Source organism: Bradyrhizobium sp. AZCC 2230, from assembly GCF_036924495.1.
Classification (GTDB): Bacteria; Pseudomonadota; Alphaproteobacteria; order Rhizobiales; family Xanthobacteraceae; genus Bradyrhizobium; species Bradyrhizobium rifense.
The window spans coordinates 8,991,517-9,017,446 of sequence record NZ_JAZHRS010000001.1 but is presented as its reverse complement, the minus strand read 5'-3'; the positions used below and the strand labels follow the sequence as shown (position 1 = coordinate 9,017,446).

At 59.0% G+C, this 25,930-nt stretch carries 23 protein-coding genes and 1 pseudogene; 7 read left to right on the top strand and 17 right to left on the bottom strand.

Going from position 1 to position 25,930, the window contains the following annotated elements:
* Positions 1-2: 2 nt before the first annotated feature.
* Both prpB (V1280_RS42895) and V1280_RS42890 read right to left on the bottom strand, forming a co-directional pair.
* Positions 3-929 (bottom strand): methylisocitrate lyase, encoded by a 927-nt coding sequence (prpB, locus tag V1280_RS42895; protein WP_334536940.1) that lies wholly within the window; start codon positions 927-929, stop codon positions 3-5.
* On the bottom strand, positions 926-2,632 hold the full coding sequence (locus V1280_RS42890; RefSeq protein ID WP_334536939.1) for an FAD-dependent oxidoreductase: 1,707 nt from the start codon (positions 2,630-2,632) through the stop codon (positions 926-928). The genes prpB (V1280_RS42895) and V1280_RS42890 overlap by 4 nt, the downstream gene beginning before the upstream one ends.
* 283 nt (positions 2,633-2,915) lie before the next feature.
* Here V1280_RS42890 and V1280_RS42885 point away from each other — a divergent pair, with 283 nt between their 5' ends.
* From V1280_RS42885 to V1280_RS42875, 3 genes are all read left to right on the top strand, one after another.
* Entirely contained in the window at positions 2,916-3,734 is an 819-nt protein-coding gene (locus tag V1280_RS42885; protein WP_334536938.1) for a FadR/GntR family transcriptional regulator, read from the top strand.
* 87 nt (positions 3,735-3,821) lie between these two features.
* The gene (locus V1280_RS42880) at positions 3,822-4,802 is read left to right on the top strand and encodes a LysR substrate-binding domain-containing protein (protein WP_334536936.1); all 981 of its coding nucleotides are present in this window, start codon (positions 3,822-3,824) and stop codon (positions 4,800-4,802) included.
* A 218-nt stretch (positions 4,803-5,020) separates the two neighbouring features.
* Positions 5,021-6,244, top strand: coding sequence for an ABC transporter substrate-binding protein (locus V1280_RS42875; protein WP_334536934.1), 1,224 nt, complete (start codon positions 5,021-5,023; stop codon positions 6,242-6,244).
* A 137-nt stretch (positions 6,245-6,381) separates the two neighbouring features.
* On the opposite strand, the gene V1280_RS42870 is transcribed toward V1280_RS42875, so the two are convergent.
* The 4 genes from V1280_RS42870 to V1280_RS42855 form a co-directional block, all read right to left on the bottom strand.
* Positions 6,382-7,248, bottom strand: a complete 867-nt coding sequence (locus tag V1280_RS42870) for an MBL fold metallo-hydrolase (RefSeq protein ID WP_334536932.1) — start codon at positions 7,246-7,248, stop codon at positions 6,382-6,384.
* Positions 7,249-7,253: 5 nt separating this feature from the next.
* Positions 7,254-8,357, bottom strand: coding sequence for an NAD(P)-dependent alcohol dehydrogenase (locus V1280_RS42865; RefSeq protein ID WP_334536930.1), 1,104 nt, complete (start codon positions 8,355-8,357; stop codon positions 7,254-7,256).
* Positions 8,358-8,424: 67 nt separating this feature from the next.
* Positions 8,425-9,663, bottom strand: a complete 1,239-nt coding sequence (locus V1280_RS42860; protein WP_334536928.1) for a cytochrome P450 — start codon at positions 9,661-9,663, stop codon at positions 8,425-8,427.
* 268 nt (positions 9,664-9,931) lie between these two features.
* A complete protein-coding gene (locus V1280_RS42855; protein ID WP_334536927.1) occupies positions 9,932-10,606 on the bottom strand; it encodes a 3-oxoacid CoA-transferase subunit B in 675 nt (224 codons plus the stop codon).
* A gap of 719 nt (positions 10,607-11,325) precedes the next feature.
* Between V1280_RS42855 and V1280_RS42850 the strand changes: the two genes are divergently transcribed.
* Positions 11,326-11,718, top strand: a complete 393-nt coding sequence (locus V1280_RS42850) for an autoinducer binding domain-containing protein (protein ID WP_334536925.1) — start codon at positions 11,326-11,328, stop codon at positions 11,716-11,718.
* Positions 11,719-11,790: 72 nt separating this feature from the next.
* Positions 11,791-11,949 (top strand): LuxR C-terminal-related transcriptional regulator, encoded by a 159-nt coding sequence (locus V1280_RS42845; RefSeq protein ID WP_334536923.1) that lies wholly within the window; start codon positions 11,791-11,793, stop codon positions 11,947-11,949.
* A gap of 126 nt (positions 11,950-12,075) precedes the next feature.
* Here the strand turns inward: V1280_RS42845 and V1280_RS42840 are convergent.
* The 4 genes and pseudogenes from V1280_RS42840 to V1280_RS42825 form a co-directional block, all read right to left on the bottom strand.
* A pseudogene (locus tag V1280_RS42840) lies at positions 12,076-12,235 on the bottom strand (acyl-CoA dehydrogenase); the annotation flags it as partial.
* A 215-nt stretch (positions 12,236-12,450) separates the two neighbouring features.
* Complete coding sequence (locus V1280_RS42835; protein ID WP_334536922.1) at positions 12,451-13,773, bottom strand: CitMHS family transporter; 1,323 nt, start codon at positions 13,771-13,773, stop codon at positions 12,451-12,453.
* A 186-nt stretch (positions 13,774-13,959) separates the two neighbouring features.
* Positions 13,960-14,883 (bottom strand): methylisocitrate lyase, encoded by a 924-nt coding sequence (gene prpB / locus V1280_RS42830; protein ID WP_334536920.1) that lies wholly within the window; start codon positions 14,881-14,883, stop codon positions 13,960-13,962.
* Between the two features lie 11 nt (positions 14,884-14,894).
* Positions 14,895-16,346 carry a bifunctional 2-methylcitrate dehydratase/aconitate hydratase gene (locus tag V1280_RS42825; protein WP_334536919.1) on the bottom strand — a complete coding sequence of 484 codons (1,452 nt, stop codon included), beginning with the start codon at positions 16,344-16,346 and terminating at the stop codon, positions 14,895-14,897.
* Between the two features lie 20 nt (positions 16,347-16,366).
* Here V1280_RS42825 and V1280_RS42820 point away from each other — a divergent pair, with 20 nt between their 5' ends.
* Positions 16,367-17,386 carry a LysR family transcriptional regulator gene (locus V1280_RS42820; RefSeq protein WP_334536918.1) on the top strand — a complete coding sequence of 340 codons (1,020 nt, stop codon included), beginning with the start codon at positions 16,367-16,369 and terminating at the stop codon, positions 17,384-17,386.
* Between the two features lie 822 nt (positions 17,387-18,208).
* Here the strand turns inward: V1280_RS42820 and V1280_RS42815 are convergent.
* From V1280_RS42815 to V1280_RS42785, 7 genes are all read right to left on the bottom strand, one after another.
* Entirely contained in the window at positions 18,209-19,036 is an 828-nt protein-coding gene (locus V1280_RS42815; RefSeq protein ID WP_334536916.1) for an MBL fold metallo-hydrolase, read from the bottom strand.
* 65 nt (positions 19,037-19,101) lie between these two features.
* Complete coding sequence (locus tag V1280_RS42810; protein WP_334536914.1) at positions 19,102-19,776, bottom strand: 3-oxoacid CoA-transferase subunit B; 675 nt, start codon at positions 19,774-19,776, stop codon at positions 19,102-19,104.
* The gene (locus tag V1280_RS42805) at positions 19,764-20,438 is read right to left on the bottom strand and encodes a 3-oxoacid CoA-transferase subunit A (RefSeq protein WP_442895274.1); all 675 of its coding nucleotides are present in this window, start codon (positions 20,436-20,438) and stop codon (positions 19,764-19,766) included. Before V1280_RS42805 ends, V1280_RS42810 begins: the two co-directional genes overlap by 13 nt.
* An 83-nt stretch (positions 20,439-20,521) precedes the next feature.
* Positions 20,522-20,926 (bottom strand): Zn-ribbon domain-containing OB-fold protein, encoded by a 405-nt coding sequence (locus V1280_RS42800; protein WP_334536910.1) that lies wholly within the window; start codon positions 20,924-20,926, stop codon positions 20,522-20,524.
* A gap of 3 nt (positions 20,927-20,929) precedes the next feature.
* A complete protein-coding gene (locus V1280_RS42795) occupies positions 20,930-22,093 on the bottom strand; it encodes a thiolase domain-containing protein (RefSeq protein WP_334538578.1) in 1,164 nt (387 codons plus the stop codon).
* A gap of 37 nt (positions 22,094-22,130) precedes the next feature.
* A complete protein-coding gene (locus V1280_RS42790; RefSeq protein WP_334536909.1) occupies positions 22,131-23,327 on the bottom strand; it encodes an ABC transporter substrate-binding protein in 1,197 nt (398 codons plus the stop codon).
* A gap of 406 nt (positions 23,328-23,733) precedes the next feature.
* Entirely contained in the window at positions 23,734-24,546 is an 813-nt protein-coding gene (locus V1280_RS42785) for an SDR family NAD(P)-dependent oxidoreductase (RefSeq protein ID WP_442895201.1), read from the bottom strand.
* A gap of 318 nt (positions 24,547-24,864) precedes the next feature.
* Between V1280_RS42785 and V1280_RS42780 the strand changes: the two genes are divergently transcribed.
* Positions 24,865-25,923: a phosphotransferase family protein gene (locus V1280_RS42780; RefSeq protein WP_334536907.1), complete on the top strand. Its 1,059-nt coding sequence runs from the start codon at positions 24,865-24,867 to the stop codon at positions 25,921-25,923.
* The last annotated feature ends 7 nt before the right edge of the window (positions 25,924-25,930 follow it).

The following is a 25,930-nucleotide window of genomic DNA, read 5'->3' as shown; positions in this document are numbered from 1 at the left end:
GGCTACTCCGCCGCGACTCCGCGCATCGCCTCGGTTACGACGGTCTTCTTGAGCGAGCCGTCGAGTGCCTCATGGTCCGCATAACCGATAAGATCGTAGAGCTCCGCGCGGGTCTGCATGCTGCCAAGCATTCCGTCCGCGCGATCGTGTTGCCGGACGTGATCGTAGAAGGTCTCTTGCGCCTTGGCGGCAATGCGGAGTGCGCCGACCGGCCAGATGATCATCTTGTACCCGAACGCCTCAAAGGCGCTTGCGGAGAGATATGGCGTCTTGCCGAACTCCGTCATATTCGCGAGCAATGGAGCCTTCACCTGTTTTGCGAAGTCCCGAAACATTTCTTCCGTGGTCAAGGCTTCCGGAAAAATCGCATCCGCACCAGCCTCGAGGTAAAGCTTCGCCCGGCGGACCGCCGCCTCAAATCCCTCGCTGGCCGCCGCGTCCGTTCTGGCGATGATGTAGAGATGCTTTCGCGCGCGTGACGCGGCAGCAATCTTGGCGGCCATCTCCTCGGGCGAGATCAGCTTCTTGTCGTTGAGGTGTCCGCATTTCTTCGGCAGCTCCTGGTCCTCGATCTGGACCGCAGCGGCACCCGCATCCTCAAAGCTCCTGACCATGTCCATCGCGTTCAGAATGCCGCCGAATCCTCTATCGCCGTCCACCACGAGGGGAAGATCGGCCGCGCGGCAGATTTGCCTGACGAAGAAGCAGACATCCTCCTTGCTGATGATACCGAGGTCAGGCAGCCCCATCGAGGCCGACATCGCGGCGCCTGACGGATAGAGCGCCTTGAAACCGGCTTGCTTCGCTTGCAATGCCGCCAGGCCATTGAAGACTCCCGGAATCCTCAGGATGCCCGGTCCCTCCAACATGTCGCGAAAGCGATCTCCCGCCGGTCGTGCATCGCGCGATGTTACGACAAGATAGGTCATTGAGTGCCCCCGGCCGGAATCGCTTGTTCCTTTACAAATTGATGATCGGCCCCTGCAAGGCGCGTTCCCGCGCGCCGGGCTGCCAAGCCGCGCACGACATCGATAACGTGCCCAACGCTTTCAGGTTGCGCGTTGCCCCGCCAAGCGACATGTCCATCGGGACGAACAAGGACGTAGTCCGCGCCGTAAAGTTCTCGAATCTTCGCTTCGTCGCTGAGATCTGTGAGCCGCAAGGGGAAGCCGCGTTTTCTTGCCTCCGCAGCAAAGCTATCGCCCACGGTACCGGCCTCCGCGAAGCAGACCAGCACGAAGCCACGGCCGAACAAATCAAGCGTCGATCTGCCGTCCTTTAGCCAGGCATGCGGCGCGCGATGGCCGGGCCGCGCGGTCTGAACGTAGTCTGATACTTCGTCGGGCGGCGCCGGCGTGTTGTCGGAGTAGACGACGGGAGAATGATAATAATCAAATCCGAGATGGATGCCGGTCGAATACCACTCCCGCTTCATGGTCTCGGTATACCAGTCGCCGTATTCCTTCCGCGCTGCGTCGCCATCCGGACCGGACTGGAAGGCGATGTCTGGTGGACCCTTCTTCCGCGCGGCGAGCATGCGTCCCAAATTGCCGCTTGCTTCCTTCACGGCACGCTCCGCAACCGGCTTGCGCTCAATGCCGTAGGACCGCAGCAGTTCGGGACCGCCCCACCCCTCCACGACGGCTTCCAGCTTCCACGATAGATCGATGGCGTCGGCGATGCCGGTGTTCATGCCGAAGCCCCCAGTCGGCGACATCAGGTGGCAGGCGTCGCCGGCCAGGAAGACGCGATCGGTGCCGTAGCTTTCGGCGACCAACTCCCTCCGAACCCAAGGCATGATCGATTCGATCTCGAACTCGAATGGCTTGCCCATGGCTCGAACGATCAGCGCGCGAATCTCACTTTCCGGAATTTCCCGCTTCGACTTGTCGCCGATAATCGACATCCGCCACCGGTCTGCGCCATCGATCGCGACGATCGTCAGCCAGGTCCCTTCGCGCCCGATGAAGATGAAGCGATACGCCTTGCCCTTGTCGTGCAACGACGGAAGATCGCGACACCGGAAAATCACGTTGGTGGTATAGGTGAGGACCGGCTCGCCCCGCATGGGAATACCGAGCTTCTCCCGAACAACGCTGGCTGCACCGTCGGTTCCAACCAGATAGTCGGCGACGACCTTTTCTTCCTGTCCCGTCACAAGGTCGCGAAGCATCGCGGTTACGCTCGTGCGGCCTTCCTCAAGATCGATCAGTTCCGTTCGATAGCGGAACTCAACCGCGCTGAACTGACCCGCGAAGCGGCGAAGGATCGGATCAAACATGTCCTGAGGGCACCGTTCCCTCTTTTGGGGACTTTGCGGTGGACAAGGCTCTTCGTTCTTGCTGGCCATGCGCTCGCGGCCAAACTCGAAACCGGTCAGGGATTCGAGCCAGACGTTATCCTGCGGATAGTCGCGCGGGTAAGGTGAATTCTCGACCCAACCGGCAATTCCCCATCGCCGGCAGAACTCCATGGTACGAACGCCAACCATGTCCATTCTGGGCTGGTAGATCGCGCCGTCGGTCTTTTCGACTAAACAGCATTGCACGCCTCGCCAGCCGAGATCTCCCGCCAAGGCGAGCCCGACGGGCCCTGCGCCGACAATAAGGACCGGTACCTTCCGGCTGGTCATTCGAACAAACCTCCGAGCCAAATGCGTTGCCGTCGGCAATGCGTGTGCTCGACCATGCGGACCAGCGAAGCCATTGTCTAAGATTGCTTGCGACCGACGTCATACGCGTTCGCTATGGTTCGGGCGGCCGCCCCAACAGGACCGGCGCCCCTCCGCGCCGTCTCGGACAAAAGCGGGCTAAGGTTGGACCAAGAGCCAAATAAGCCTTATAAGCGGGTAAATCCCGTTTTCGCCGCGGGTGTCCCGAAATCCGATTAGCGTTTTCGCAGCCAATGAGAAGCCCATGAGCCCCGCACCGGCCAAGAAACCAAAGCTTTCCCCGGAACCCGGAAAGAATCCGATGTTCAGTCCGGCAAGGCCGCGCCGGACGTTTGAAGAGATCATCAATCAGATAAAGGCCAATATCGAGGATGGACGACTCCAACGCGGTGATAAGCTGCCGACCGAGCGCGCACTCGCCGCGCAATTCCAGGTCAGCCGAAATACCGTGCGCGAAGCGCTGCGGACGCTCGAAATAAGCGGCTTCGTCACGTTGAAGCGGGGACCGACCGGCGGCGCGTTCGTCGCGGCCAGCGATCCAAGAATTCTCAACAGTCAATTGACGAGCGCGCTTCGGCTGACGGATTTCTCCGTGGCCGATCTGACGCAAGCGATGCGTGCTATCACTGCTATGCTTCTGGATGCCGCGATGCCCACTTTAGGCGAGCCCGATCTGCAGGCCATGGAAGCCAATATCAAGGCAGCAGAAGCGGTCATCGACGATCCCCAGAAGCGCTCCGCCATCCTTATTCAGTTCTATCGTCAGCTCGCGGAGGCAAGCGAAAACAAGATCCTCGTCACCATCGCCGATTCCTTCGTCGATCTCCTGCAGCAATGGGTGGTCCGGCTCGGCTCGTTGAGCGGCAACCGGGTGATCAGGTCCCGGCGGGCCATCGTCAAGCACCTGCGGGCCGGTGATGCCAAGGCCGCGCACAAGGAACTGGAGACCTATCTGGAAGAACTCCATGAACTCTGGCTCCGCGGCGAAAACACCGGAGCAGCCTCCCCTCGCAAACCGCCCCGCAAGCGGCGTGGCGGCCCGGCGCTCAAGCCGGTCGCCTGACTAATTCGGTCGGATTGGCGGCTGGACGGGTATTTCGCATGAACTCGGAGGACTGAATTGGCACGAAACCGAAAGACCCGCAGTCCCGTGCCGCTGGACGAGAAAGGCGGACGGGCCGACGTCTACGAGCACACGCCGCGGATCGAACTCCGACAGCTGCGATATTTCCTGGCTGTCGCCGAACACCTCAATTTCACCCGCGCCGCGGAACAGATGGGAATTGCCCAACCTCCGCTCAGTCAGCATATTTTGGCGCTCGAACGCCAATTAGACGTCAAGCTCTTCGTCCGGTCACGCCGCAACGTCGCGCTGACGCCGGAAGGCGAAGCGCTGGTAAGCTTTGCCCGCCGCCTTAACAACACCACCCAGATGGCAGCGCAAGTCGTTCAGGCGATCGCGCGCGGAGAGGATGGGCCGCTCGCTTTGGGCGCCATCTTCTCGTCGATCTACGCGGTCATTCCCCGCATCCTCCCGCCGTTCATAAAAAAATATCCCAAGGTCAAGCTGCACCTTCAGGAGATGACCATCTCGCAGCAGATTTCGGCCCTGAAAGAACATCGTATCGATGCCGGCATCCTTCGTGGTCCGATCAACGAGCGGGAGCTTGAAGCGGTGACACTGTTTCAGGAACCGTTCGTCGCCGTGGTTCCGAGTGGCCACGAGTTCTGTCGGGAGAAATCACTGACCCTCGCCCAGATCGCGGATCAGCCTCTGATCCGGATTTATCCCACCGCAAACCGGGATTTCAGCCGGCGCATGTTCGGGGCCCTGCTCGACCAAGGACACAAGCTCAACATCGTGCAAGAGGTTTCGGACACACACACCCTCCTCGGACTGGTTGCCGCAGGAGTCGGGGTATCATTGGTGCCGGCGTCGCTCCAGAATCTGCAAATTGCGCAAGTCAGATACATTCCAATGCGCGAGAAGACTCCGATTACAACGCTTCAACTCGTCTACAACAAGGAGAATTCGTCAGCAGTGTTGGGAAATTTCGTCCGCATGGTTCAAAGCCTGGCGCCGGAGCTGGGAGCCACGCTGGGCACCGGCAAACCTTCGGATCAGCGTTAGGCGGCGCCCGCAGCAAGCGCCCACTCGCGCCTGCTACCACCAGTTTGGCAGCCATTCAGACGAATCCGGTCTCAGAACGGTCGATCTGTGTATTAGACAGCGCCAAGGTCGAAATGCATCCTTGACGCAACGGTCTCTTGCCGCGCCGCGTGCAAGTGTGCCGCGCGGCCTAATGGCCTAGAACAAACTCCGCAAATGAAGCCACACGGGGAGGTATCGTGCAAACCAGATTTCGCGTCGTCGCAACTTTGGCCGTCTTGATCGGCGTCGCCGCCGGAGAAGGAACCGCGCCGGCTTCGGCGCAGGCCGAGGAAGCGCCGGTACGGATCGGGTACCTGACCGACGTTGGCGGTCCGAGTTCCAGTAACGACGGCACCGCCGGCGTCGATGCCGCGCGCATGGCGATCGAAGATTTTGGCGGAACGGTTCTGGGTCGGCGCATTGAAATCCTGGTCGGAGATCATCAGGGCAAGGTCGACATCGGCGCCGGAATCACGCGCAGATGGCTCGACGTCGACGGCGTCGATGCAGTCATGGACATGAACAACTCGGCGATCGCGCTCGCCGCCAACAATCTGGTGTTGGCAAAGAACAAGATCCTGCTCGCCACGGCCGCAGCATCCGACAGCCTCACCGGCAAGGATTGTTCACCCAATCTCGTGCAATGGCTACCCGACACCTATTCGAACTCGCGCAGCATCGCCTCCCTGCTGACGAAAAACGGACTCGACACCTGGTTCTTCATCAGCGTCGATTATGCTCTGGGACACGCGCTCGTAAATTCGGCCAGCCAAGCCATCGCTGAAAATGGCGGAAAGGTGCTCGGCGCCGTAAAGCATCCGCTCGGGACGGCCGATTTCGCTTCGCTGCTGCTGCAAGCGCAGGCTTCAAACGCAAAGGTGCTGGCGATTGCGAGCCCCGGCGCCGATATGGCCAACCTGGTCAAACAGACTCACGAATTCGGGCTCCAGATGAAGACGGCCGTCTTCCTGCTCTATATCATGGAAGTCCACAGTCTTGGCCTGGCCGATACCGCAGGCATCGAGTTCGTCGATACGTTCTACTGGGACCTCGACGACAAGACCCGCGCATGGTCGAAGCGCTTCTTCGATCGCAACGGCAAGATGCCGACGGCGCCGCAAGTGAATGCGTACGAAGGCCTCTATCACTATCTGAAGGCGATCAAGGCCGCCGGATCAATGGACACGCAGACTATCATGAAGACGATGAAGGAGCTCAAGATCGAGGATCCAACCGGCGCTTCAGGTTACATTCGCGAGGATGGCCGCGTGATCCGCGACATGCATCTCTTCGAAGTGAAGTCACCCAAGGAATCGAAGTATCCTTGGGATTACTTCAAGAAGATCGGGACGCTGCCGGGTGATCAGGCCTACCGCTCGATCGCCGACGGGAAGTGCGCGTTCGTCACGAAGAACAACTAATGGTTCCGCTCGCAGACCGGTTAGTCTGCTCCTCCCTTGACTGGACCCGCTGTCGCCTGGTGCGACAGCGGCTTTTTTGTGCAGATCGGTCTCCGGTTTCCTGACCGGGATCTGTGTATGAAAGCAACCTTTATCCTTTAGACGAAGGACCAGTCAAAGCGATCGCCACGACGGGTCACGCGGCCAGCCGAACTGTTCGCAAAATGCGCCGTAAACACCTTGGACCCGGTCTCGGCTGCGTGCTCGAGTAACCACCGTCGCGAAGCTCGTGCGTTCGCGGGATACTCGCAAAACGCGCTGTTCCAGTCGGGGCGAAACACCTGCAGCGGCTGATGCATGATGTCGCCGCTGAAGACGGCCCGGCCTGCACCGCTGGAGAGCTTTATGGCGACGTGACCAACCGTGTGCCCCGGCGTCGGATGAAACACAAGGCCATCTCCCACCGTCCCCTCCCCGTCGACGATTTCCGCCTGCCCGCTCTCGACCACCGGCAGAACACTGTCCTCGTAGACGCCAGCGTTTACGCCCAGCTTCCCCGCGGCACCTCGCCAATGCTCATGTTCGGCCCTCGAGAACAGGTATTTCGCGTTGGGAAACGTCGGCACCCAGCGGCCGTCAAGTAACCTTGTATTCCAGCCGCAATGGTCGACGTGAAGATGTGTACACATCACATAGTCCACGGACTCTGGTGAAACTCCGGCAGCCGCCAACCCTTCGAGAAACGGTAGATTCAGTTGATGAAAGCGCGGGACACCGGGTCTGTTCTTGTGATTGCCCGCACAACTGTCGATCAGAATGGTATGGTGTCGCGTGCGTACCACCCACGTGTGAATGCTCGAGATCAGGCGCCCCTCCCGCTCATCGAAGCACGCCGGCACCATCAGCGCCCGATATTGTTCCAAAATCGCAGGGTCCCAATCCGGGAATAGAATCTCAGGCGCGAAACTCGCACCACGCTGCTCGATGACTTGAGTTATCGATATCTCGCCGATCGAATGATGCATTGTGATCAACTAAATCGCAGCACAGGCTTCAGCACGGCGCAGGCTGCCGATGCATCCATCGCCGCATTAATGTCTGTAAAGTCGAAGGGTGTTATCAACCTATCCAGCGAAAACTCTCCGGCTTGATAGAGTTCGATGAGCCTCGGAATGAAGTGCGACGGTTGACTGTCACCCTCGACGATGCCCTTCACGTTGATTCCGTTCAAGACGATGAAGCGGGTATCAATCGGAAACCGTTGGCCCGGTGGATACATTCCGACCAGCGCGCAAGTACCGCGTGGCGAAAGGCACTGAATCGCCTGCGCGACAACGTCTCCAACGCCGGTACTGTCGACGACGTGCGTCACACCAGATCTGGAGATTGACCTGACTGCGCCGATCAAGTCGGACGTTTCCTTGGCATCAACGACATGGGTGGCACCCAGCTCCAATGCCAATTCGAGGCGCTGGCGGACGCGATCGATAGCCACGATCTTCGAACAGCCGCTGGCACGGGCCGCCATTATGGCACTCATTCCGACTGCACCAACGCCGAACACCGCAATGGTGTCGCCTGGTCGCACCTGCAGCGAATTCAGAACCGCGCCGGCGCCGGTCTGCACCCCACATCCCAAGGGGGCAAGCACGTCTAAGGGCAAGTCCGGATCAACTCGGATGAGGCTGGATTGCAGCACGATGGCGTGGGTAGCAAACGCGGACTGGCCGAAAAACAGGCTGTTTACGGCACCTTTGGGGCCGTTCAGTGTAGTTGTGCCATCTGAGCGCGCCCCACCGAAATTCATCGGGTTGAAATGCTGACAATATGCTGGGTGAGCCGCACGACAGGAATGACAGAAGCCGCAGCTAGCGAAGCTTAGCAGAACGTGATCGCCAGGCCTCAGACGCGCGACGCCTGCCCCGACTTCCTCCACTATGCCAGCTCCCTCGTGGCCCAGCACGACCGGCAACTTGAGCGGGATAACCGCATCACGGCACGCCACATCCGTATGGCAGACACCGCAAAATGCGATCTTGACACGGACTTCATCTGAGCGGACTTCGTCGAGGTCGAGTTCCTCGATCACAAGCGGCCTGGATGACTCTCGCAACACAGCGGCTTGAATTTTCATGCGAGACCGTCCGTGCGAGACCCGACAGCCTTGTTATTTCTGATTTGCGGCACGGGCTGTTCCGCTCTCAAGTGACGAACGCACACTTCACTCTCATGCTCTTGGGGCCACCCAGAAAATTGTTCTTCACCCATGCCGCCGGCTGGGTTAACTCAACTCGCTCGACGCGAGCCGCGAACTCTTTCAGAAAATGCTTCATTTCCAGGCGAGCAAGCGCCAAGCCGATGCAAACATGGGGACCGAATCCGAAGGCGATATGCTCATTGTTTGCCCGTTGAATGTTGAACGCATGAGGATCTTCAAAGATCTCCTCGTCCCGGTTGGCGGACGGGTAAATCATCATTACGGATTGGCCTGCCTCGATCTTCTTCCCGCGAAGCTCATAGTCGTCGACGGCAACACGAATGAATGTCCGCACGGGAGACACGTACCTGAGCACTTCTTCGACGGCCCGAGTGACGACCTCCGGACTTGAGCGTAGGAGCCGGAACTGCTCTGGATTCGCCGAAAGAGCGTGAACACCCCCGGCGATCGCGCCAGCCGTCGTCTCATGACCAGCAGCCATGATCGACACGCAATAGGACAGCGCCTCATGATCGGCGATCGGGGCAGCGTCGATCTTCGCGTTGGCGATTTCAGAAGCCAGATCGTCGCGCGGGTTCTTCCTTCGATCTTCCAACAGGTCCTTATAGTACGCGAAGAGCTCAGCTCCCGCCTCTGCGATCGCGTGTCCTTCGGTCTGGCGGGCGATATCAGGATCGTCGGGACTGAAGAGCTGGCCGGTCAATCGATGCATCATTTCGCCGTCTTCGTCCGGCATGCCGAGGATCAGCATGATCACTCTTAGCGGAAGCCAGACGCTTACCTTCTTCACGAAGTCGATTTCCCCATTGGTCTCCTGGATCAGGTCGACGAATTCTTTCGCCAAAGCCGCGAGTTTGGGTTCCAGCGCCTTAAGACTGCCAGGCTGAAACCACCGACGGGTAACATTTCGGTATTTTCGGTGATCCGGATCGTCCATTGTCGGCAGCGTGCGCATCAACGCATTGCCACCTGTCTTCGCCCGAACGCGCTCCTCTTCTTCGATGGTCTTAAGCCGATTGCGCGGCCCGACTAGGAATATCGAACTCTGTCGTTCCACTTCCATGATGTCGGCATGCTTGGTTAGAGCCCAAAACGGCCGGTAATTCGAAGGCTCAGTCCAACGTACCGGTTCCCTACGGCGCAACTCCGACAGCATCTGATGCAATCTGGCTTCATCCGCATAAAGGACAGGATCAACAACATCGTTGTGTGAAATGTGCAAAGCCGTCCCTCCTCATGCAGAGCCTTGGCTGGATTTCTTCGCAAAGACCAAAAGATCGGCCAGCCATTTTTCGGTATGAGAGGGCCCACGCAGCGCGCCGTCTAATACTTTCTTAGTTTGGCGTTACACAGAATACATATGTGCGATTGACTGATTGACGTCCCACAATTGCGCTCAAACGATCCAGGTTGATCGTAGCCATTGAACGCTTCAAGGGCGCTGGTACAGCGAACAAGCCGCCAAGAGAGCCAGGCACGACCTTCCATGCTCAAGCCGCAGGCGCTGGAGCCAAGATCTGCAAGTTGGTGGCAAACCGGAGTTTCGGCTCCGTCAACGACTGAAGCTCGGCGACGCTTATCCCTCCGACCATCTCTCTGACCAAGAGTCCGTCCGGCTGAACATCGATCACTGCCAAATTTGTGTAGATTCGCTTGACAACGCCAGATGCCGTGAGCGGCAAGGTGCACCGATTCCTAACACGCGACTCACCGTTTTTGCCGACGTGGTCCATGAGGACGCGAACCTCTCTCGCACCAACGGCCAGATCCATTGCTCCGCCAACCCCGGGTGGGAACGTCGGATCGTCTGTAGCCCAGTTCGCGAGGTCTCCCGCCTCTGAAACCTCAAAGGCACCCAGCAAGCTAACGTCAAGGTGTCCGCCACGAATCATCAGGAACGCATCGGCGTGGTGCATATAGCCACCGCCGACAGCCAGCGTCGCAAGATTCTTGCCGGCATCAATCAGATTCGAATCCTCCATCCCGGGTGTCGGCCGCGGTCCGAGACCCAGAATGCCGTTCTCGCTGTGAAAGATGACTTCTCGATCTTTCGGTACAAAGTTTGCTGCCATGGTCGGAATGCCAATTCCGAAGTTTACAAAGGTAAAATCCACCAGGTCTTGCGCGGTGCGCCAAGCAACCTGTTCCCGCCTCAGATTGACCATGCGCGCTCTCCAACGACGACTACCCGATCGACGAGTATGCTTGGTGTCACGATCGCTTCCGGACCCATTTCGCCAAGTTCAACCATCATGTCGACTAGTCACCAGTGCCGGCGTAGTTGGCCACGACAGTCAGCTCCTTGGCGCCTTGATCGTGAAGTGCATCCAACAGATGATCCGCCACACCGACCGCGCCAAGACACCATGAACGAGGGGCATAATGAACAGGACTATCGACAACAGGATCGTCGCAACGGGCACCTATTCGACACCGGGCGTTTACGACGAGCCGTTCCGTGACCTTCGCCGCGACGATCCCGTTCCGCGCCAGACGGCTAGCCCTCGAGCGTTTAACCTCGGAGTAGGACAAGACGTATTGCGACTTTCAGAGGCGTCGCAGCTTCGGCAATCAACGCTCAGCCGCTGTATTCGCATGGCGAGCTAGGCACGATCCTCGGCCGGATCGAAACACAAGCCATTGAAGCGACTCGGGAGCGCGCCCATACGAAAGCCTCAAAAAAACGTAGGTTCATATTAGCCCCGACAGTCCAACTGGTCTTCCATTGACGCCGTCGAGAGGTCGCATTCTTTCGTTGTTAACGCGACAGCGTTTGCGGCCAATCCGTCACGAGTGCGGCTCTCGACTCAGTTCGGCGTTCGCATCACCCAGCATCCGACTTGGATGCAAACCTTAGGATAATGAATGGCGACAAGGCTCTACTATGCATCGTATTTTCCAAAATTTCATTGATCAACTGTCAACTGCAGAGAATGCCAACGATTTTTCTGAGGCAATGCGTGTCACGGCAGCGGCGCTTGATTTGTCGTGCTTCGCGTATCTTGCTCTTCCCGGCACAGAAGACAATAAACCGCGCCTGATCTCAACGTATCCTACAGAGTGGACCTCTCACTATTTGCGGAATCACTATGAGCGCATTGATCCAGTCATCGGGGAAGCGCTCCAAAAACCTGAACCCTTTAAGTGGGGACTTAGCTACACCTCGAAACACTGCTCGACAGCTCAACAACGACTGCTTGACGAAGCTTCTCAATTTGGAATTCGATTCGGCTTCACCGTTCCCATTCATGATGGTCGCGGTCCCGTTGCGGCCTAGACTTTCGCTTCTGATCAGCGAAACGGTCCGTTCGAAGATTGCATCAAATCGCACGCACGGGTCTTCCAACTGATGGCGATGTATTTTCATGCGCATGTTCGCCGCAAGCTTACGAGTAGTCACGAAGTTGATGCCATATTGCTGTCTCCGCGGGAATTAGAGTGTCTCGAATGGGCAGCGCGGGGTAAGTCTGCTTGGGAGATTGGACGTATTCTTGGCATCTCCCGCTAGACGGTTGCTTCCTATCTCGAAGGTGCGAAGGGAAAGTAACAATAGTCCAGGCCGCTATGCGGTTTGCCGCTGCCAAGGGACAACAGCAGAATTAAGACTTGCGCCCCCGATAACTACAGGTGCCCCCGGCCAACCAAATTGCTTTCGATCGATCGTATATACCGCGCGCGGCGCCCACAATCCTCTGCAGCACCCATCATACCCAGCAGATGCCGTAGCGCGCTCGGTTGAGGCAGCAAAACGGCCCCTTAAGTCCCGACACGTTGCGGAGCAACTTTTTTCTTCCGCCACAATCAAATTATCCATGACTTATCCGCTGGGGATTGGACCCCGAATAGGGACTCCACGTTCTTGAGCGCGTCCGCCCATCGTGATCTTGCCGCCCAAGTTCTGGACGTCATGAACGCATTCAGCTTTTACCCTTGGCTGCTCGACAGCAACTTCGACAAGGCCGCCACGCAAAGTATTGCGGTCACGGGCATATCCATGGCACGGACAGGCTCAGAACACCGGGATGACGCCGATCAGAGCGGACGTTGCCAGCAAAACCATCATCAGCAGGAACGACCACCTCATCGTAAACCGCTGGTGTGCGCCGAACTCGACCCCCGCTAGGCCGATCAGCACGTAGTTGGCCGCAAGAAGCGGGCTCAGAAAGTGGACCGGCTGCCCGATCAAAGATGCTCGGGCGATGATTTCGGGCGCGATACCGTAGCCTTTCGCAGTTTCCGTCAGTATCGGCACGATCCCGAAATAGAATGCATCGTTGGAGATGAAGAAGGTGAACGGCGCGCTCAGCAGCGCCGTGATCAACGGAAGGTGGCCACCCGCGGAGGCCGGAATGATGTGCACCACGCTTCGTGCAATGGCATCCATCATCTTGGTTCCGGACAGGATGCCGGTGAACACTCCCGCCGCGAAGATGACGCCCACGACCGAGACGGCGCTGCCCGCATGCGCGGCGATGCGTTCCTTCTGATCCTTCTGCTTCGGGAAGTTCACCGTGATGGCAATGGCGAAAGCTCCCATGAACAACAGCGGCAGCGGCAGAAACCCTCCGACCAGACACACCAACAGGGCGACGGTCAGCGCCAGGTTGAAGATCATCAGAGCCGGGCGACGCTCCGGAGCGGGTAGATCGGTTGAATTGAAGTCCACATCGCCGCCCAATGCCGAGACGTGATCGTGCGGTTCTGGTTGAGCGATCTTGCTCAAGCGTGCCCTCTCCTTGCGACCGAGGTAGTAGGCGACGCCGAGCGTGGTGAGCGACGCCATCGCCATGCCAGGGACCAAGGGCAGGAAGACCTGGCTCGCGTCGAGATGCAGCACGCTCATGACGCGGGCGGTCGGGCCGCCCCAGGGCGCAATGTTCATGACGCTGTTGCTCATCGCCACTACGCAGGGAAGGATCAACGGGTTGATGCCGAGATGCCGATGCAGGGGCAGTAGCGCGGTAACGCAAAGCAGAAAGGTGGTCGAGCCGTCGCCGTCGAGGGACACGATGAGGGCCATCGCGGCTGAACCGACGATGAGCCGGACCGGGTCGCCTTTGGAAAGCCGAATGATGAGCCGGACAAGCGGGTCGAACAGACCCACGTCGATCATCAGGCCGAAATAGAGGATGGCGAACAGCAGAAGCACGCCAGTCGGCGCGATGCCCCGCAGTCCGTTTATTACCATCGGTCCGATCTCGGTCCCGAACCCGCCGATCAACGCAAAGGTGATTGGCACGATGATAAGCGCGATCATCGCCGTCAGGCGCTCCGTCATAATCAGTGCCATGAAGGCGACAATCATGGAATATCCGAGAATGGTCAGCAACATGGCACGCCTCTTCCCTCCGGGACCCGAAGTCCCAGTTTTTTCTGTGATTGCAGCTTTGCTTGCGGCTCGACGAGCTTGTGCGGCCAGGTAGTGGTCGTCAGTATCAGCCACTGCGCAATTGCAGGGTTAGCCGCAGCCCTTTAGTTCGCCGGCATTGGCGAACTCCTCAAGACGGCCTGTGCTCGGTCAACCTCGCTTCAGCACCGGCTCCGGGATGACGGTCGTGACGATCGACCGATCGAGCGCTTCGTATTCGTGGTAACCGATCGTTTCGTACAGCTCACGGCGCGTCTGCATTCGCTCGACCATGTTGTGCGTGCCCCCGTCGCGCTTGATCGCGGCGTATAGTTCAGCCTGCGCCTTGTTCGCGACGCGCAACGAACTGACGGGCCAGATCACCATCTGGTAGCCCATCTCCTGGAACTCGGCCGCCGTGAAGAACGGCGTACGGCCGAACTCCGTCATGTTGGCGATGAGCGGAACCCCTGGGAGCCGCCCGGCAAATTCGCGAAACATCTCTGCGGTGTTGAGCGCCTCCGGAAAGATCGCGTCCGCGCCGGCCTGCATGTAGAGCTTCGCGCGAGCGATCGCGGCGTCCATACCCTCGCTTGCCGCCGCGTCGGTCCGCGCGATGATCACCAGATCGCGTCTCGCCTTCGATGCCGCCGCGACCTTGGCGGCCATGTCGCTCGCGTCCGCCAACTTCTTGTCGTTCAGATGCCCGCACTTTTTGGGTAGCAACTGGTCTTCGATGTGAACCGCTGCTGCACCCGCATCTTCGAATGCACGTACCATGTGCATCACGTTCAGCGCCTCGCCGTAGCCCGTGTCGCCGTCGACGAGGAGAGGCAGCCCGGAAGAACGCGCCACCTGCCGGATGAAGAAGCAGACCTCATCGACGGTGATGATCCCGAGATCAGGCAGGCCCATCGACGCGGTCATGGCCGCGCCGGAGAGATACACCGCCTCGAAGCCCGCAGCCTTCGCCTGCAAGGACGCCTGTCCGTTGTGCGTGCCGGGAATCTGCAGTATCTGCGGGCGCTTCAACAATGCGCGAAACCGCGCGCCGGCCGGTTCCGAGTTGAGGTCGGCTGCAACGAGATAAGTCATGCTTCGCCCCTTCAGATCACGTAGAGATCGACATACTCGTGCACCGGCATCGCCTCGAGCTTCGCCTGGTCGAGCGAGACGTCGAGGATCGCGCCCTGCTGCTTGACCGGGAATTTGCGGGCAAGGTTGGTGCGGAACTTCGCTTCCAGCAGCGGGATCCCGTCGCCGCGGCGACGCTTGTGACCGATCGGATACTCGACCACGACCTCCGACAAGGTCGTCCCATCTTTCAACTGGACGGTCAGCGCGTTGGCGATCGAGCGCTTGTCCGGATCGTGGTAGTCCTTGGTGAACGCGGGATCCTCCACGCAGACGATCTTTGCCCGCAGCGCGTCGATGCGCGGGTCGGAGGCCACGCTATCTTCGTAGTCGGCCGCCGTAAGCCGACCGAAGATCAGCGGCATCGCCACCATGTACTGGATGCAGTGGTCGCGGTCGGCCGGATTGTTCAGGGGGCCCTGCTTGTCGATGATCCGGATGCAGGCTTCGTGCGTGCGGATCGTGATCTTCTCGATGTCGTCCGTCGTCTTGCCGGCCTGCTTCAGAGCGCCGTGCAGTATCATCGCGGCCTCGACGCCGGTCTGCGAATGAAACTCTGCCGGGAAGGAAATCTTGAAGAGCACGTTCTCCATCACGTATGAGCCGTAGCGACGCTGGAATTCGAACGGCCGTCCCTTGAACAGCACGTCGTAGAAGCCCCAGGTCTTGGCGGTCAGAACCGACGGGTACCCCATCTCGCCCGTCTTGGCGATCAGCGCGAGGCGTACGCCCCGGCTCGTCGCGTCGCCCGCGGCCCAAGACTTGCGGCTGCCGGTGTTCGGCGCGTGCCGATAGGTGCGAAGGCTCTGCCCGTCCACCCAGGCCAGCGAGACGGCATTGATGATCTCGTCCCGCGTCAGCCCGAGCATCTGGGCGACCACGGCGGTCGTCGCGACCTTGACGAGAACGACGTGATCGAGGCCGACCTTGTTGAACGAGTTCTCGAGCGCGATGCAGCCCTGGATTTCGTGCGCCTTGACCATGGCGGTGAGAACGTCGCGCATGGTCAGCGGCGGGCGACCGGCGGCGACCGCCGTGCGCGAGAGCCAGTCCGCGACGGCAAGGATACCTCCAAGGTTGTCGGAGGGATGGCCCCATTCTGCCGCGAGCCAGGTGTCGTTGAAGTCCAGCCAGCGGATCATCGCGCCGATGTTGAACGCGGCTTGGACGGGGTCGAGCTGAAATTGCGTGCCAGGCACCTTCGCGCCGTTCGGCACGACCGTGCCGTGAACGATCGGGCCCAGCAGCTTCAGGCACGCGGGATATTCGAGAGCTTCGAGGCCGCAGCCGAGCGTGTCGATCAGGCAGTTGCGCGCCGCGGCGTACGCGAGGTCGCTCTTGATCTGGTAGCCGAGGACGTAGTCGGCGATGTCGGTCAGGACGCGATCGGGCTCTGGTCGCACGTTGCTGATGTGAGACGCCATATTTCTCCTCCCGTGGATTGATGGCCAAGGCCCGGCTTCAAGAGGATCGCGGCATCGCCACACGACCAACCGGCCTGTTCGTTGTCCGAGCACTAGCGCCTCGCCTCCTGCATGTAAAATATCTTGAAAGTGCACTGTCGATATCTCTAGGGTATGGCATGGACCGCCGGCACCTCCGATACCTTCTCGCCCTGTCCGAGGAAGGCAACTTCACCCGCGCGGCGCAGCGGGTCGGCATCGCCCAGCCGCCCTTCTCGAAGCAGATCCGCGACATGGAACGGGAGGTCGGGGCACCGCTTGTCCAGCGCCTGCCGCGCGGCGCAATGCTGACCGAAGCCGGCCACGCCTTCGTCGCCCGCGCCCGCGCCATCGAGGACGCCTTTGCCGCGGCGGTCGACGAGGCGCGGCGCATCGGCACGGGCCTCGCCGGTCGATTGCGGGTCGGCTTCACGGAGACGGGTATTTTCCATCCGCGGGTCGTCGCTTGTTTTCTGCGCTTCCGGCAGCGCCATCCCGGCGTCGAGCTTGTCCTGGAGGAGCAGCTATCGGTCGCCCTCGTCTCGCTCTTGCGCGAGGGTAGACTGGACGCCGCGTTCATCCGGCCTCCGTTCCCGACGGACGACGGCTGGGAGCGGCGGGCAATCGCCAGCGAGCCGCTGGTCGTTGCCATCCCCAAGGGGCATCGTCTGGCGGCGCGCCGGACCGTCCGGCTGACCGATCTCCGCGACGAACCGTTCGTGTTCTATCACCGGCGCGTGCGGCCGGGCCTCACCGACACCATCATCTCGGCTTGCGAGCGGTCGGGCTTCACGCCGCGCGAAAGCCAAATCGTCACGAAGATTCCCTCCGCCTTGCGCCTCGTCGCCGCCGGTGCCGGTGTGGCCATCGTCCCCGCCTCGCTGTCGCGGGTCGGCGCCGTTGACCTTCGCTTCTTGACGTTAGGCGAACGGCTTTCGGCCGAGATCGCGCTGATCTGGCGGAAAGATTGCAGGTCGATGTCCCTTCCTGGCTTCGTGGCAGAGACCGAACGAGTCCGATGAAGTTGGCAGTGACAACCAGCAGAGGCGCATTTGACTTCGGCGAACGCGGGGCTGGTGCGGGTGTCGGTCGTCAGTACCCGTTTGGCCGAATGACCGGTCAGAGCCCCTCGATTGCGTCCTATTTTGACGGTACGGGGGCGATGGGAAGCTAAGCGCTCAAAGCTGCTCCGGGATCTGTATCCCGACCGTATCCTCGCCGGGCGCGGCGGATCCCGCGAACGTCCGGTTTGGCTGTTCGTTGAAGCGGTCCGCGCTGCTAACGCCGCGGTTCACGTCGCAAGCCGGGCCAAAAGCCGCGGAGCTTCGTCATGCAAGCAAAGGCCGCGTGGCGACTGGATATCGCGCCATCCTGTTCGATGCTGCCACGGGTAAGGTGCCCAAGGCCCGGGCAGCGATCCAACGCCCGACGTGGGGCGCGTCCTGTCAGCGCTCGGCTGGTGGTAGGGCGCCCTCTCCCGTCCGGATCTCAACACGTGACGGGATCAACTCGGGGATCTGCTCGACAGTAACGCGCGGGTCTCTGCCACGACGCGGGCCTTCGATCCCACCTTCGCGCCGGTTCGACTTGCCCACCTCTCCTATCCCAAGCAGAATGGCGCCGGAGCAATGACCGCCGGTGACCGAGGTGCGCAAGGATAGCTTGCCGCCGATCTTGGGGGCTGTGAGGCCCTCAGTGTCATTCGGCGCACTATATGACTCTCGATCGGCGCCGAAGGTTGACCCTAGCCAACGACGCTCAATTCCTTGGACCATCACCGAAATATTCGTCACGGGTGGGGTCAATGTTGGAAGCCGACGGGGGTCAAAGTTCGGCGCTTATTTTCAGCCGGCAGAGCTGTTCGCAAAATGAGCGGTAAATATTGTCGACCCGGTATCCGCTGCATGCTCAAGCAACCAACGGCGCGACGCACGCGCGCGCGTCGGATCCTCGCAAAACGCGCTATTCCAGTCGGGGCGGAATACCTGCAGCGGCTGATGCATGATGTCGCCACTGAAGACCGCGCGGTGTTCACGGCTTTGGAGCATTATGGCGACGTGGCCAACGGTGTGTCCCGGCGTCGGATGGAACATAAGGCCATCTCCCACCGAGCCCTCCCCGTCGACAATTTCCGCCTGCCCACTCTCGACCACCGGCAGAACGCTATCTTCGTAGACTCCAGCGTTGACACCCTGCTTCCCCGCGGGACCTCGCCAATGCTCGTATTCAGCCTTGGAGAACAGGTATCTCGCGTTGGGAAACGTCGGCACCCAGCGATCGTCGAGCAGCCTTGTATTCCATCCACAATGATCGACGTGAATGTGCGTGCACATCACGTAGTCCACGGACTCAGGCGAAACTCCGGCTGCCGCCAACCCCTTAAGAAACGGCAGATCGAGAAAGCGCGGGGCACCGGGTCTGTTCTTGTGATTGCCGGCACAGCTGTCGATCAGACTCGTATGGTGCCGGGTGTGCAACACCCACGTGTGAATGCTTGAGATCAGGCGCCCCTCCCGCTCATCGAAGCACGCCGGCACGATCAGCGCCCGATACTGCTGCAAAATCGCAGGGTCCCAATTCGGGAACAGACTCTCAGGCGCGAAACTCGCCCCGCGCTGCTCGATGACTTGAACTATCGATATCTCGCCGATCGAATGATGCTTTGTGATCAACTAGATCGCAGCACCGGCTTCAGCAAGGCGCAGGCGGCCGATGCATCCATCGCAGTTTTCCAAAATCAAGCCGCAAGCGGAGAAGCCAAGATCTGCAAGTTGGTGGCAAACCGGAGTTTCGGCTCCGTCAACGACTGAAGCTCAGCGACACTTAATCCCCCGACCATCTCTCTGACCAAGAGTCCGTCCGGCTGAACATCGATCACAGCCAAATTTGTGTAGATTCGCTTGACAACACCAGATGCCGTGAGCGGCAAGGTGCACCGATGCCTGATACGCGGTTCGCCGTTTTTGCCGACGTGGTCCATGAGGACGCGAACCTCTCTGGCACCAACCGCCAAGTCCATTGCTCCGCCAACGCCGGGCGGAAATGTCGGATCGTCGGTTGCCCAGTTTGCCAGATCTCCCGCCTCTGAGACCTCAAAGGCACCCAGCAAGCTAACGTCGAGGTGCCCACCACGAATCATCAGGAACGCGTCGGCGTGATGCATATAGCAACCGCCAATGGCCAAAGTTGCTGGACTCTTGCCCGCGTCAATTAAATTCGGATCTTCCATTCCGGATGTCGGCCGTGGCCCGAGGCCCAGAATGCCGTTCTCGCTATGAAAGATGACTTCTCGATCCTTCGGCACGAAGTTTGCTGCCAGTGTCGGAATGCCAATTCCGAGATTGACGAAGGCACCTTCCCTCAAGTCTTGCGCGGCACGCCATGCAACCTGTTCTCGCGTCAGCTTGACCATGCGCCTTCTCCGACCACGACGACCCGATCAACGAAAATACTTGGTGTCACGATCGCTTCCGGATCCATTTCACCCAGTTCAACCATTGTGTCTACCTCCACCACGGTAAGCTCGGCGGCCGTTGCCATGACCGGATTGAAGTTTCGCGCCGATTTGGCGTAAGCTAGATTGCCCCAGCGATCGGCCGTTCTGGCTTTGATTAACGCGACATCGCCCTTGAGTGGGCTCTCGAACACGTGGAGCCCGCCGATCTCGCGGGTTTCTTTACCCTCGGCGAGCTTGGTGCCAGCGGAGACCGGTGAAAAAAAGCCGCCGAGACCGGCAGCGGCGCATCGCATTCGCTCGCTAATGGTACCCTGCGGCACCAGTTCAAGCTCAAGCGACTTGGCCCGGTAGGCTGCCAGGAAGGCACGATAGTCGCCAGAGCGAGGATATGAGCAGATCACTTTTCGGACACGACCCGAATCGATCAACTTCGCCAGTCCGTAGTCGCCGGTGCCAGCGTTGTTGGCAACGACAGTTAGCTCCTTGGCGCCCTGGTCGTGAAGTGCATCCAATAGATGATCGGCCACACCTACCGCACCAAACCCCGCGACCAGAACGATAGCGCCGTCGCTGATCCCAGCCACCGCTTCGGCACATGTTTTTACTTCTTTATTGATCAACCTTAGACCCCTTCATTCGCAATCGCTCGGCGAATAGGAAACGCAAAATCGACGCTCGTTTGTTAAGTGAACAGCCTCGACTAATGCCGATCTATCGGTCTAAACATCGGAACGAGCGATCCGCTTTTTGACGTAACGTATACAGCCTCGACCATCTGGCCGACTCTGAGGCTTTCGAAATCGCACTCGACAATGTTCGTCATCATCGCTGGTCCCTCGTCAAGCTGCACGTAAGCGAGTACGTACGGATTATCGACCCTTCGCATCACGGTATATGAGTAGATCTGTGCCTCGCCCGAAACCAACGCCCAGTCAACGTCGGCAGAAAGGCAGAACGGACAAAAATGCCGCGGGTAAAAGAACGCCTTCTGACACTTCGTGCACTGGCCGATTCGGAGTTGGCGCCTGTTCGCCGCGGCCCAAAACTGCTCGTTGTCCAAATCAACATTAGGGGGCGGCACATCGCTCTGAATGGTTTCGGCCATCGTCTACTCTCTTTCCAGAACCAGTGTCGCGCTGCAGTGACGCGAGGCAATCCAGCCGCCCGTGCCATGAGCAAGCGCAATATCGCAGTTCGGGACCTGGACACTGGGATGGGCCTCACCGCGCAGCTGACGAACTGCTTCAATCACCTTGGTCATTCCACCGCGGTTTGATGGATGGTTGTTACAAAGGCCACCTCCATCGGTGTTAAACGGCAGCCGACCGACCCCAGAGATCAAATTTCCTTCGCTGACGAACTGGCCGCCCTTCCCTTTCTCGCAAAAACCCAAATCCTCAAGCGCGATAAGAACAGAAATCGTGAAGCTGTCGTAAATGCAGGCGCACTTAATATCTTTCGGAGTAACGCCCGCCTCGGCAAAGGCTTGTGCGCCGGAGACGACCGCGCCGGACGACGTCATATCCGGATAGCCGCCACGAATATGCTTCACGAACTCTCCGGCCCCTCGGACCCTGACCTTAGGGCGAGCGAGCGACCTGGCGATCTCAGGGCTTACAACAACGAGGGCTCCTCCACCGTCAGTTATGACGCAGCAGTCCAGCCGGTGCAAAGGATCGGCCACCATTGGGGAATTGACAACTTCCTCCACCGTCACGACGTTTCGGAGCAACGCCAGCGGGTTGTGTTGGGCATGGACGGAAGCCGCGACCTTGATCCACGCGAGTTGCTCGCCCGTCGTGCCAAATTCGTGCATATGGCGTGCAGCGGCCATCGCATACATACCAACGACCGATGGTCGATAAGGGCTCTCGAAACCGACGTCGGGCCCTGCGAATCTCGACGCAACAGTGGTCTTTCCCTCGGCCCTGGGTCGACCCGCCAGTGTGATAAGCGCGACCGAGCACTTGCCCGCTGCTATCGCCTGAGTCGCGTGATTCACGTGCAGTAAATAGGACGACCCTCCGACATCGGTCGAGTCAACGATTTGCGGCTTGATCCCAAGATGCTCGACGATGGCGATGGGGCCTAAACCGGGGGCATCCGCCGTATAGAAGGCATCAACGTCCGCGATGCCTAGGCCCGCGTCTTCCAACGCGCCCCGGGCGACCTCGGCATGAAGCTGGGCAATACTTTGACCAGTCGCAAGCCGCGTCGGATGCTCGAAGGCTCCAGCGATGTATGCTGCTCTCGGGCTTGATGGTCTCGTCAGCAACTTGCGCTCCTGGATTTCAACGGTGCTTTGCGGCTTATGGACTTAGGATCGGCCCAAACAGAACCCAATGCTCGCCATTGAACCGCATCATTTGGAATTGATCGATCGGAACAAAATCGGTAGGGCTCGTGTTCATCGAAATACCGGGAAGCAACAGCCCGATTTCTACATTGCGAAGAGTCGCCGCCTGCGTCATGAAGTTTTCGCGAGTCAAATCGTCTCTGCATTGGCGAAGCAAATACACAAGGCTCTGCGCAGAAGCGTAACCGAGTGCGGCAATATCGTTTTTGGCGCCAGATGGATAATGCCGGTCCATGAAGGCGAAGAATTCCAGCATTCCCGGATCCTTGGCCCAAGCCGGATCCTCTGGATCTTTCCTATAGGCGGCCGACAATATTCCGACCGCATTCCCCAAACCCGCGGGCTTCAGCGTGGTGTCGATTGTCGCGGCTGTGTTACTGACATAGGTCGTAGGCTTCCACGCCAACTCGGCAACAGTTCTGATGGCCTGAGTTGCGAACTTAGAAATAGCCGCTACAACGAGTGTATCGGCTCCAGACGCCTTTAGAGTGATGACCGACGACGAAATCGTCGGCTCGGAAGTCTCATAAGACGCTTGGGCAACAAGCATTTCGGGAGCTCGTTCGCCAAGTCCTTCTTTTAGACCGGCTAAGTAGTCCCGACCAAAATCGTCATTCTGATAAAGAATCGCAATCTTGGCGCTCGGGTTCTGCGAAATGATGTGCTTTCCGTAAATCACCCCTTCGCGTTGGTAGTGAGGGATCCATCCCATCGTCCATGGAAATCTCGTTGGATCACCAAATTTAGTAGCTCCGGAAGCCACAAATATCTGCGGGACCTTCTTTTGATTTAGATACTTCATCGTAGCGGTATTCGATGCTGTTCCGGGGGAACTGAAAATCGCGAATACCTCGTCGCTTTCAACGAGTTTTCGCGTTTGTTCGACGGACTTAGGAGGACTAAAGGCGTCGTCATAGGAAATGAAGGCAATCTTTCGGCCGTTGATGCCGCCTTCGTCGTTGATCTTCTTGAAGTAGGCCTCCTCTACTTTTCCCAGGAGACCATATCCGGATGCCGGACCGCTATAAGGCATCAGATTGCCGATCTTGATTTCCGTGGCGCTCACGCCTGCAACCGGCTTTGCGTCGCTGGCGACAACTTCACCAACCTGCACGAATAGCAGTACGCAACCTAGGAAAAGCAGTTTCACAGCCTTGCTCACACTTCGAAAGGGATGTTCGGTAGTTTTTACTTAGAGCGGGGTCAGTCTTTTGCGGACGCATGCCAACGAAACACGCCCCGGGAACGCAACAATGAGATGACCACAAAGCAAGCGCAAATACTCATTGCCGATGACCTGAGAGGATATACATATGATTGACGCGGCGTACGTAGCCAGACGTGGATAGCTGCCAGCTTGACGATGGGGTGATGGTTGGCTGCAAGTTTGCCGAAACGTGTTGCGATACGTCGACACTGCGATCGCGTCGCTGATCTCTGTCGGCCCCCTTTTTGGTTGCGCATGCCGGGATCACGGCCTCGGCGGGCACCGACAGCCTTCGCGCCGTTTCGTTCCAAAACAATGATTCTTCCGCTTCCACGAAGCGAAGCGGACTTCAGGCAAGCAGTCTCCTCGGAAGGTTGCTCGGGTGCTCTCTGCTAAACTGAAATGTGAAATCCGCCGTCAACCGCGATGTGTTGGCCGGTAATATACGAAGCGGCATCAGAGAGCAGAAAGCAAACAGGCTTGACCGCCTCTTCCGGCTGCGCCCAACGGCCCATCGGGATCTTCGCCAAAATGCCATCGCGAAATTTGTCGCCCGGATCGTTTCCGTCATTGGGGTTTCGACCACCCCGAAACAAACCGAATTCGTGCGGACGCCGAACTTCGACCACTCTTTTGCGGCGGTCATTGTCATCCCGAGAAGACCACTCTTCGCCGCAGCATAGTTTATCTGGCCAATAGCCCCGGCTCGTCCCGCATCCGACGATATATTGACGATCGATCCGGAGTTTTGCTGACCGCCCTTTGCCTCCTTGACCATGGTCCGACCGACAGCCTGTGTCCACAGAAAGGCTCCCGTCAGGTGCACCGCAATGACCTCAGTCCATTGTGGCAACGTCATCTTCTCAATCATCGCCGGCCTGGTGATTCCAGCATTATTCACGAGGCCGTGTATGGAGCCAAAACGTGAAGTGACGTCGCGCACAGTCGCCTCGGCAAATTCCGGGTCCGCGACGCTGCCAACGTAAGGCAGCAGGTGACCGTTCTTGGCTGTTGCCAATGCTTCCAGCTTCTCTGCGTTGAGATCAACACCGACAACCCTCGCACCTAATTCAATCGCCAACGCTGCAATCGCGCGCCCAATCCCCTGCGCCGCGCCCGTAACAACAATTACTTTTCCCCTTAACGACATCATCTCTTCCATCGACTGCTCCTGTCTGCTTCGACCGATCCTCCGCTTCTCTCTTATCTCCACTCAGAAATCAAACGTGAGATTAGTCGCTTCTCATAGGATAGCAGTATTACCGGATACAATAATCATCTTAGACGTTGCCTTCGGAAGGCTGTCATAGTCACGCCTACTCGAAGAGCTCACTCATAACACTCGGCTCTCACCCAGGAAGCGGCGATTACACCACATCCGGAAATGCCGTCATCGATTGAACCGGTCGATTTGATCCAGCCTCGAAAGATGAAGTCTTTGTCGAAGTTGAAATTGATCGCGGCCTATTGGGAGTGACGCATGAGCGGGGAGCTCTGGCAGGATCTCGTCGATCTCGGGAAGCTGCGCGCGTGGATGGACGCTCGTGACCTTGGAGGAGGCCCGATTGAGAATCCCACGGCCTTGGCGGGCGGCACCCAGAATATTCTGTTGCGGTTCGAACGCGACGGTCGCAGCTATGTCCTGCGGCGATCGCCGCGGAGTCCGCGTGGCGACGGCAATGCCACCAACCGTCGTGAGGCGCGGGTGCTCGGCGCCCTCACAGGTTCCGACGTTCCGCATCCCGGCCTGATCGCTGCCTGCTCGTCGACCGATGTGATCGGCGCAGCCTTTTATTTGATGGAGCCGGTGATGGGGTTCAATGCCACGGTTGCGTTGCCACCGCTCCATGCTGGAGATGGCGCGACCCGTCGGCGCATGGGATTTTCGCTGATCGACGGCGCTTTGGCGCTCGGACGTGTCGATTACAAGGCAGCCGGTCTGGAGGATTTCGGCAAGATCGATGGCTTTCTGGAGCGTCAGGTTCCGCGCTGGCGCGCGCTCCTTGACAGCTACCATGACTACAAGGACTGGCCCGGTCCGGGTTCGATCCCAGGCATTGCGACTGTTGCAGATTGGTTGATCGGCAATACGCCACCGCGCTTCGCGCCGGGTCTGCTGCATGGAGACTATCATTTGGCCAACGTCATGTTCCGCAATGATGGTCCCGAGCTCGCCGCGATCGTTGACTGGGAACTGGCGACGATTGGTGATCCGCTACTCGACATGGGATGGATCATGGCAACGTGGCCAGAGCCTGACGGCCGCTCCATCTCCGGGAATGCGATTGTGCCATGGGACGGCTTTCCGCGCATTGAGGAACTGCTTGCTCACTATGCGTCGAAGAGCACCCGCGAGACTTCGCATATGCGTTGGTACGGCGTTCTCGGTTGCTACAAGCTGGGGATTATTCTCGAAGGCACTCATGCGCGTGCATGCGGGGGCGTTGCATCAAAAGTGACGGGAGACCGGCTGCACGCTGCATGTGTGACGTTATTCCAGCGCGCGCTGGGATGGCTTGAGCGGGACAAGCTGATCTAGGCGGATT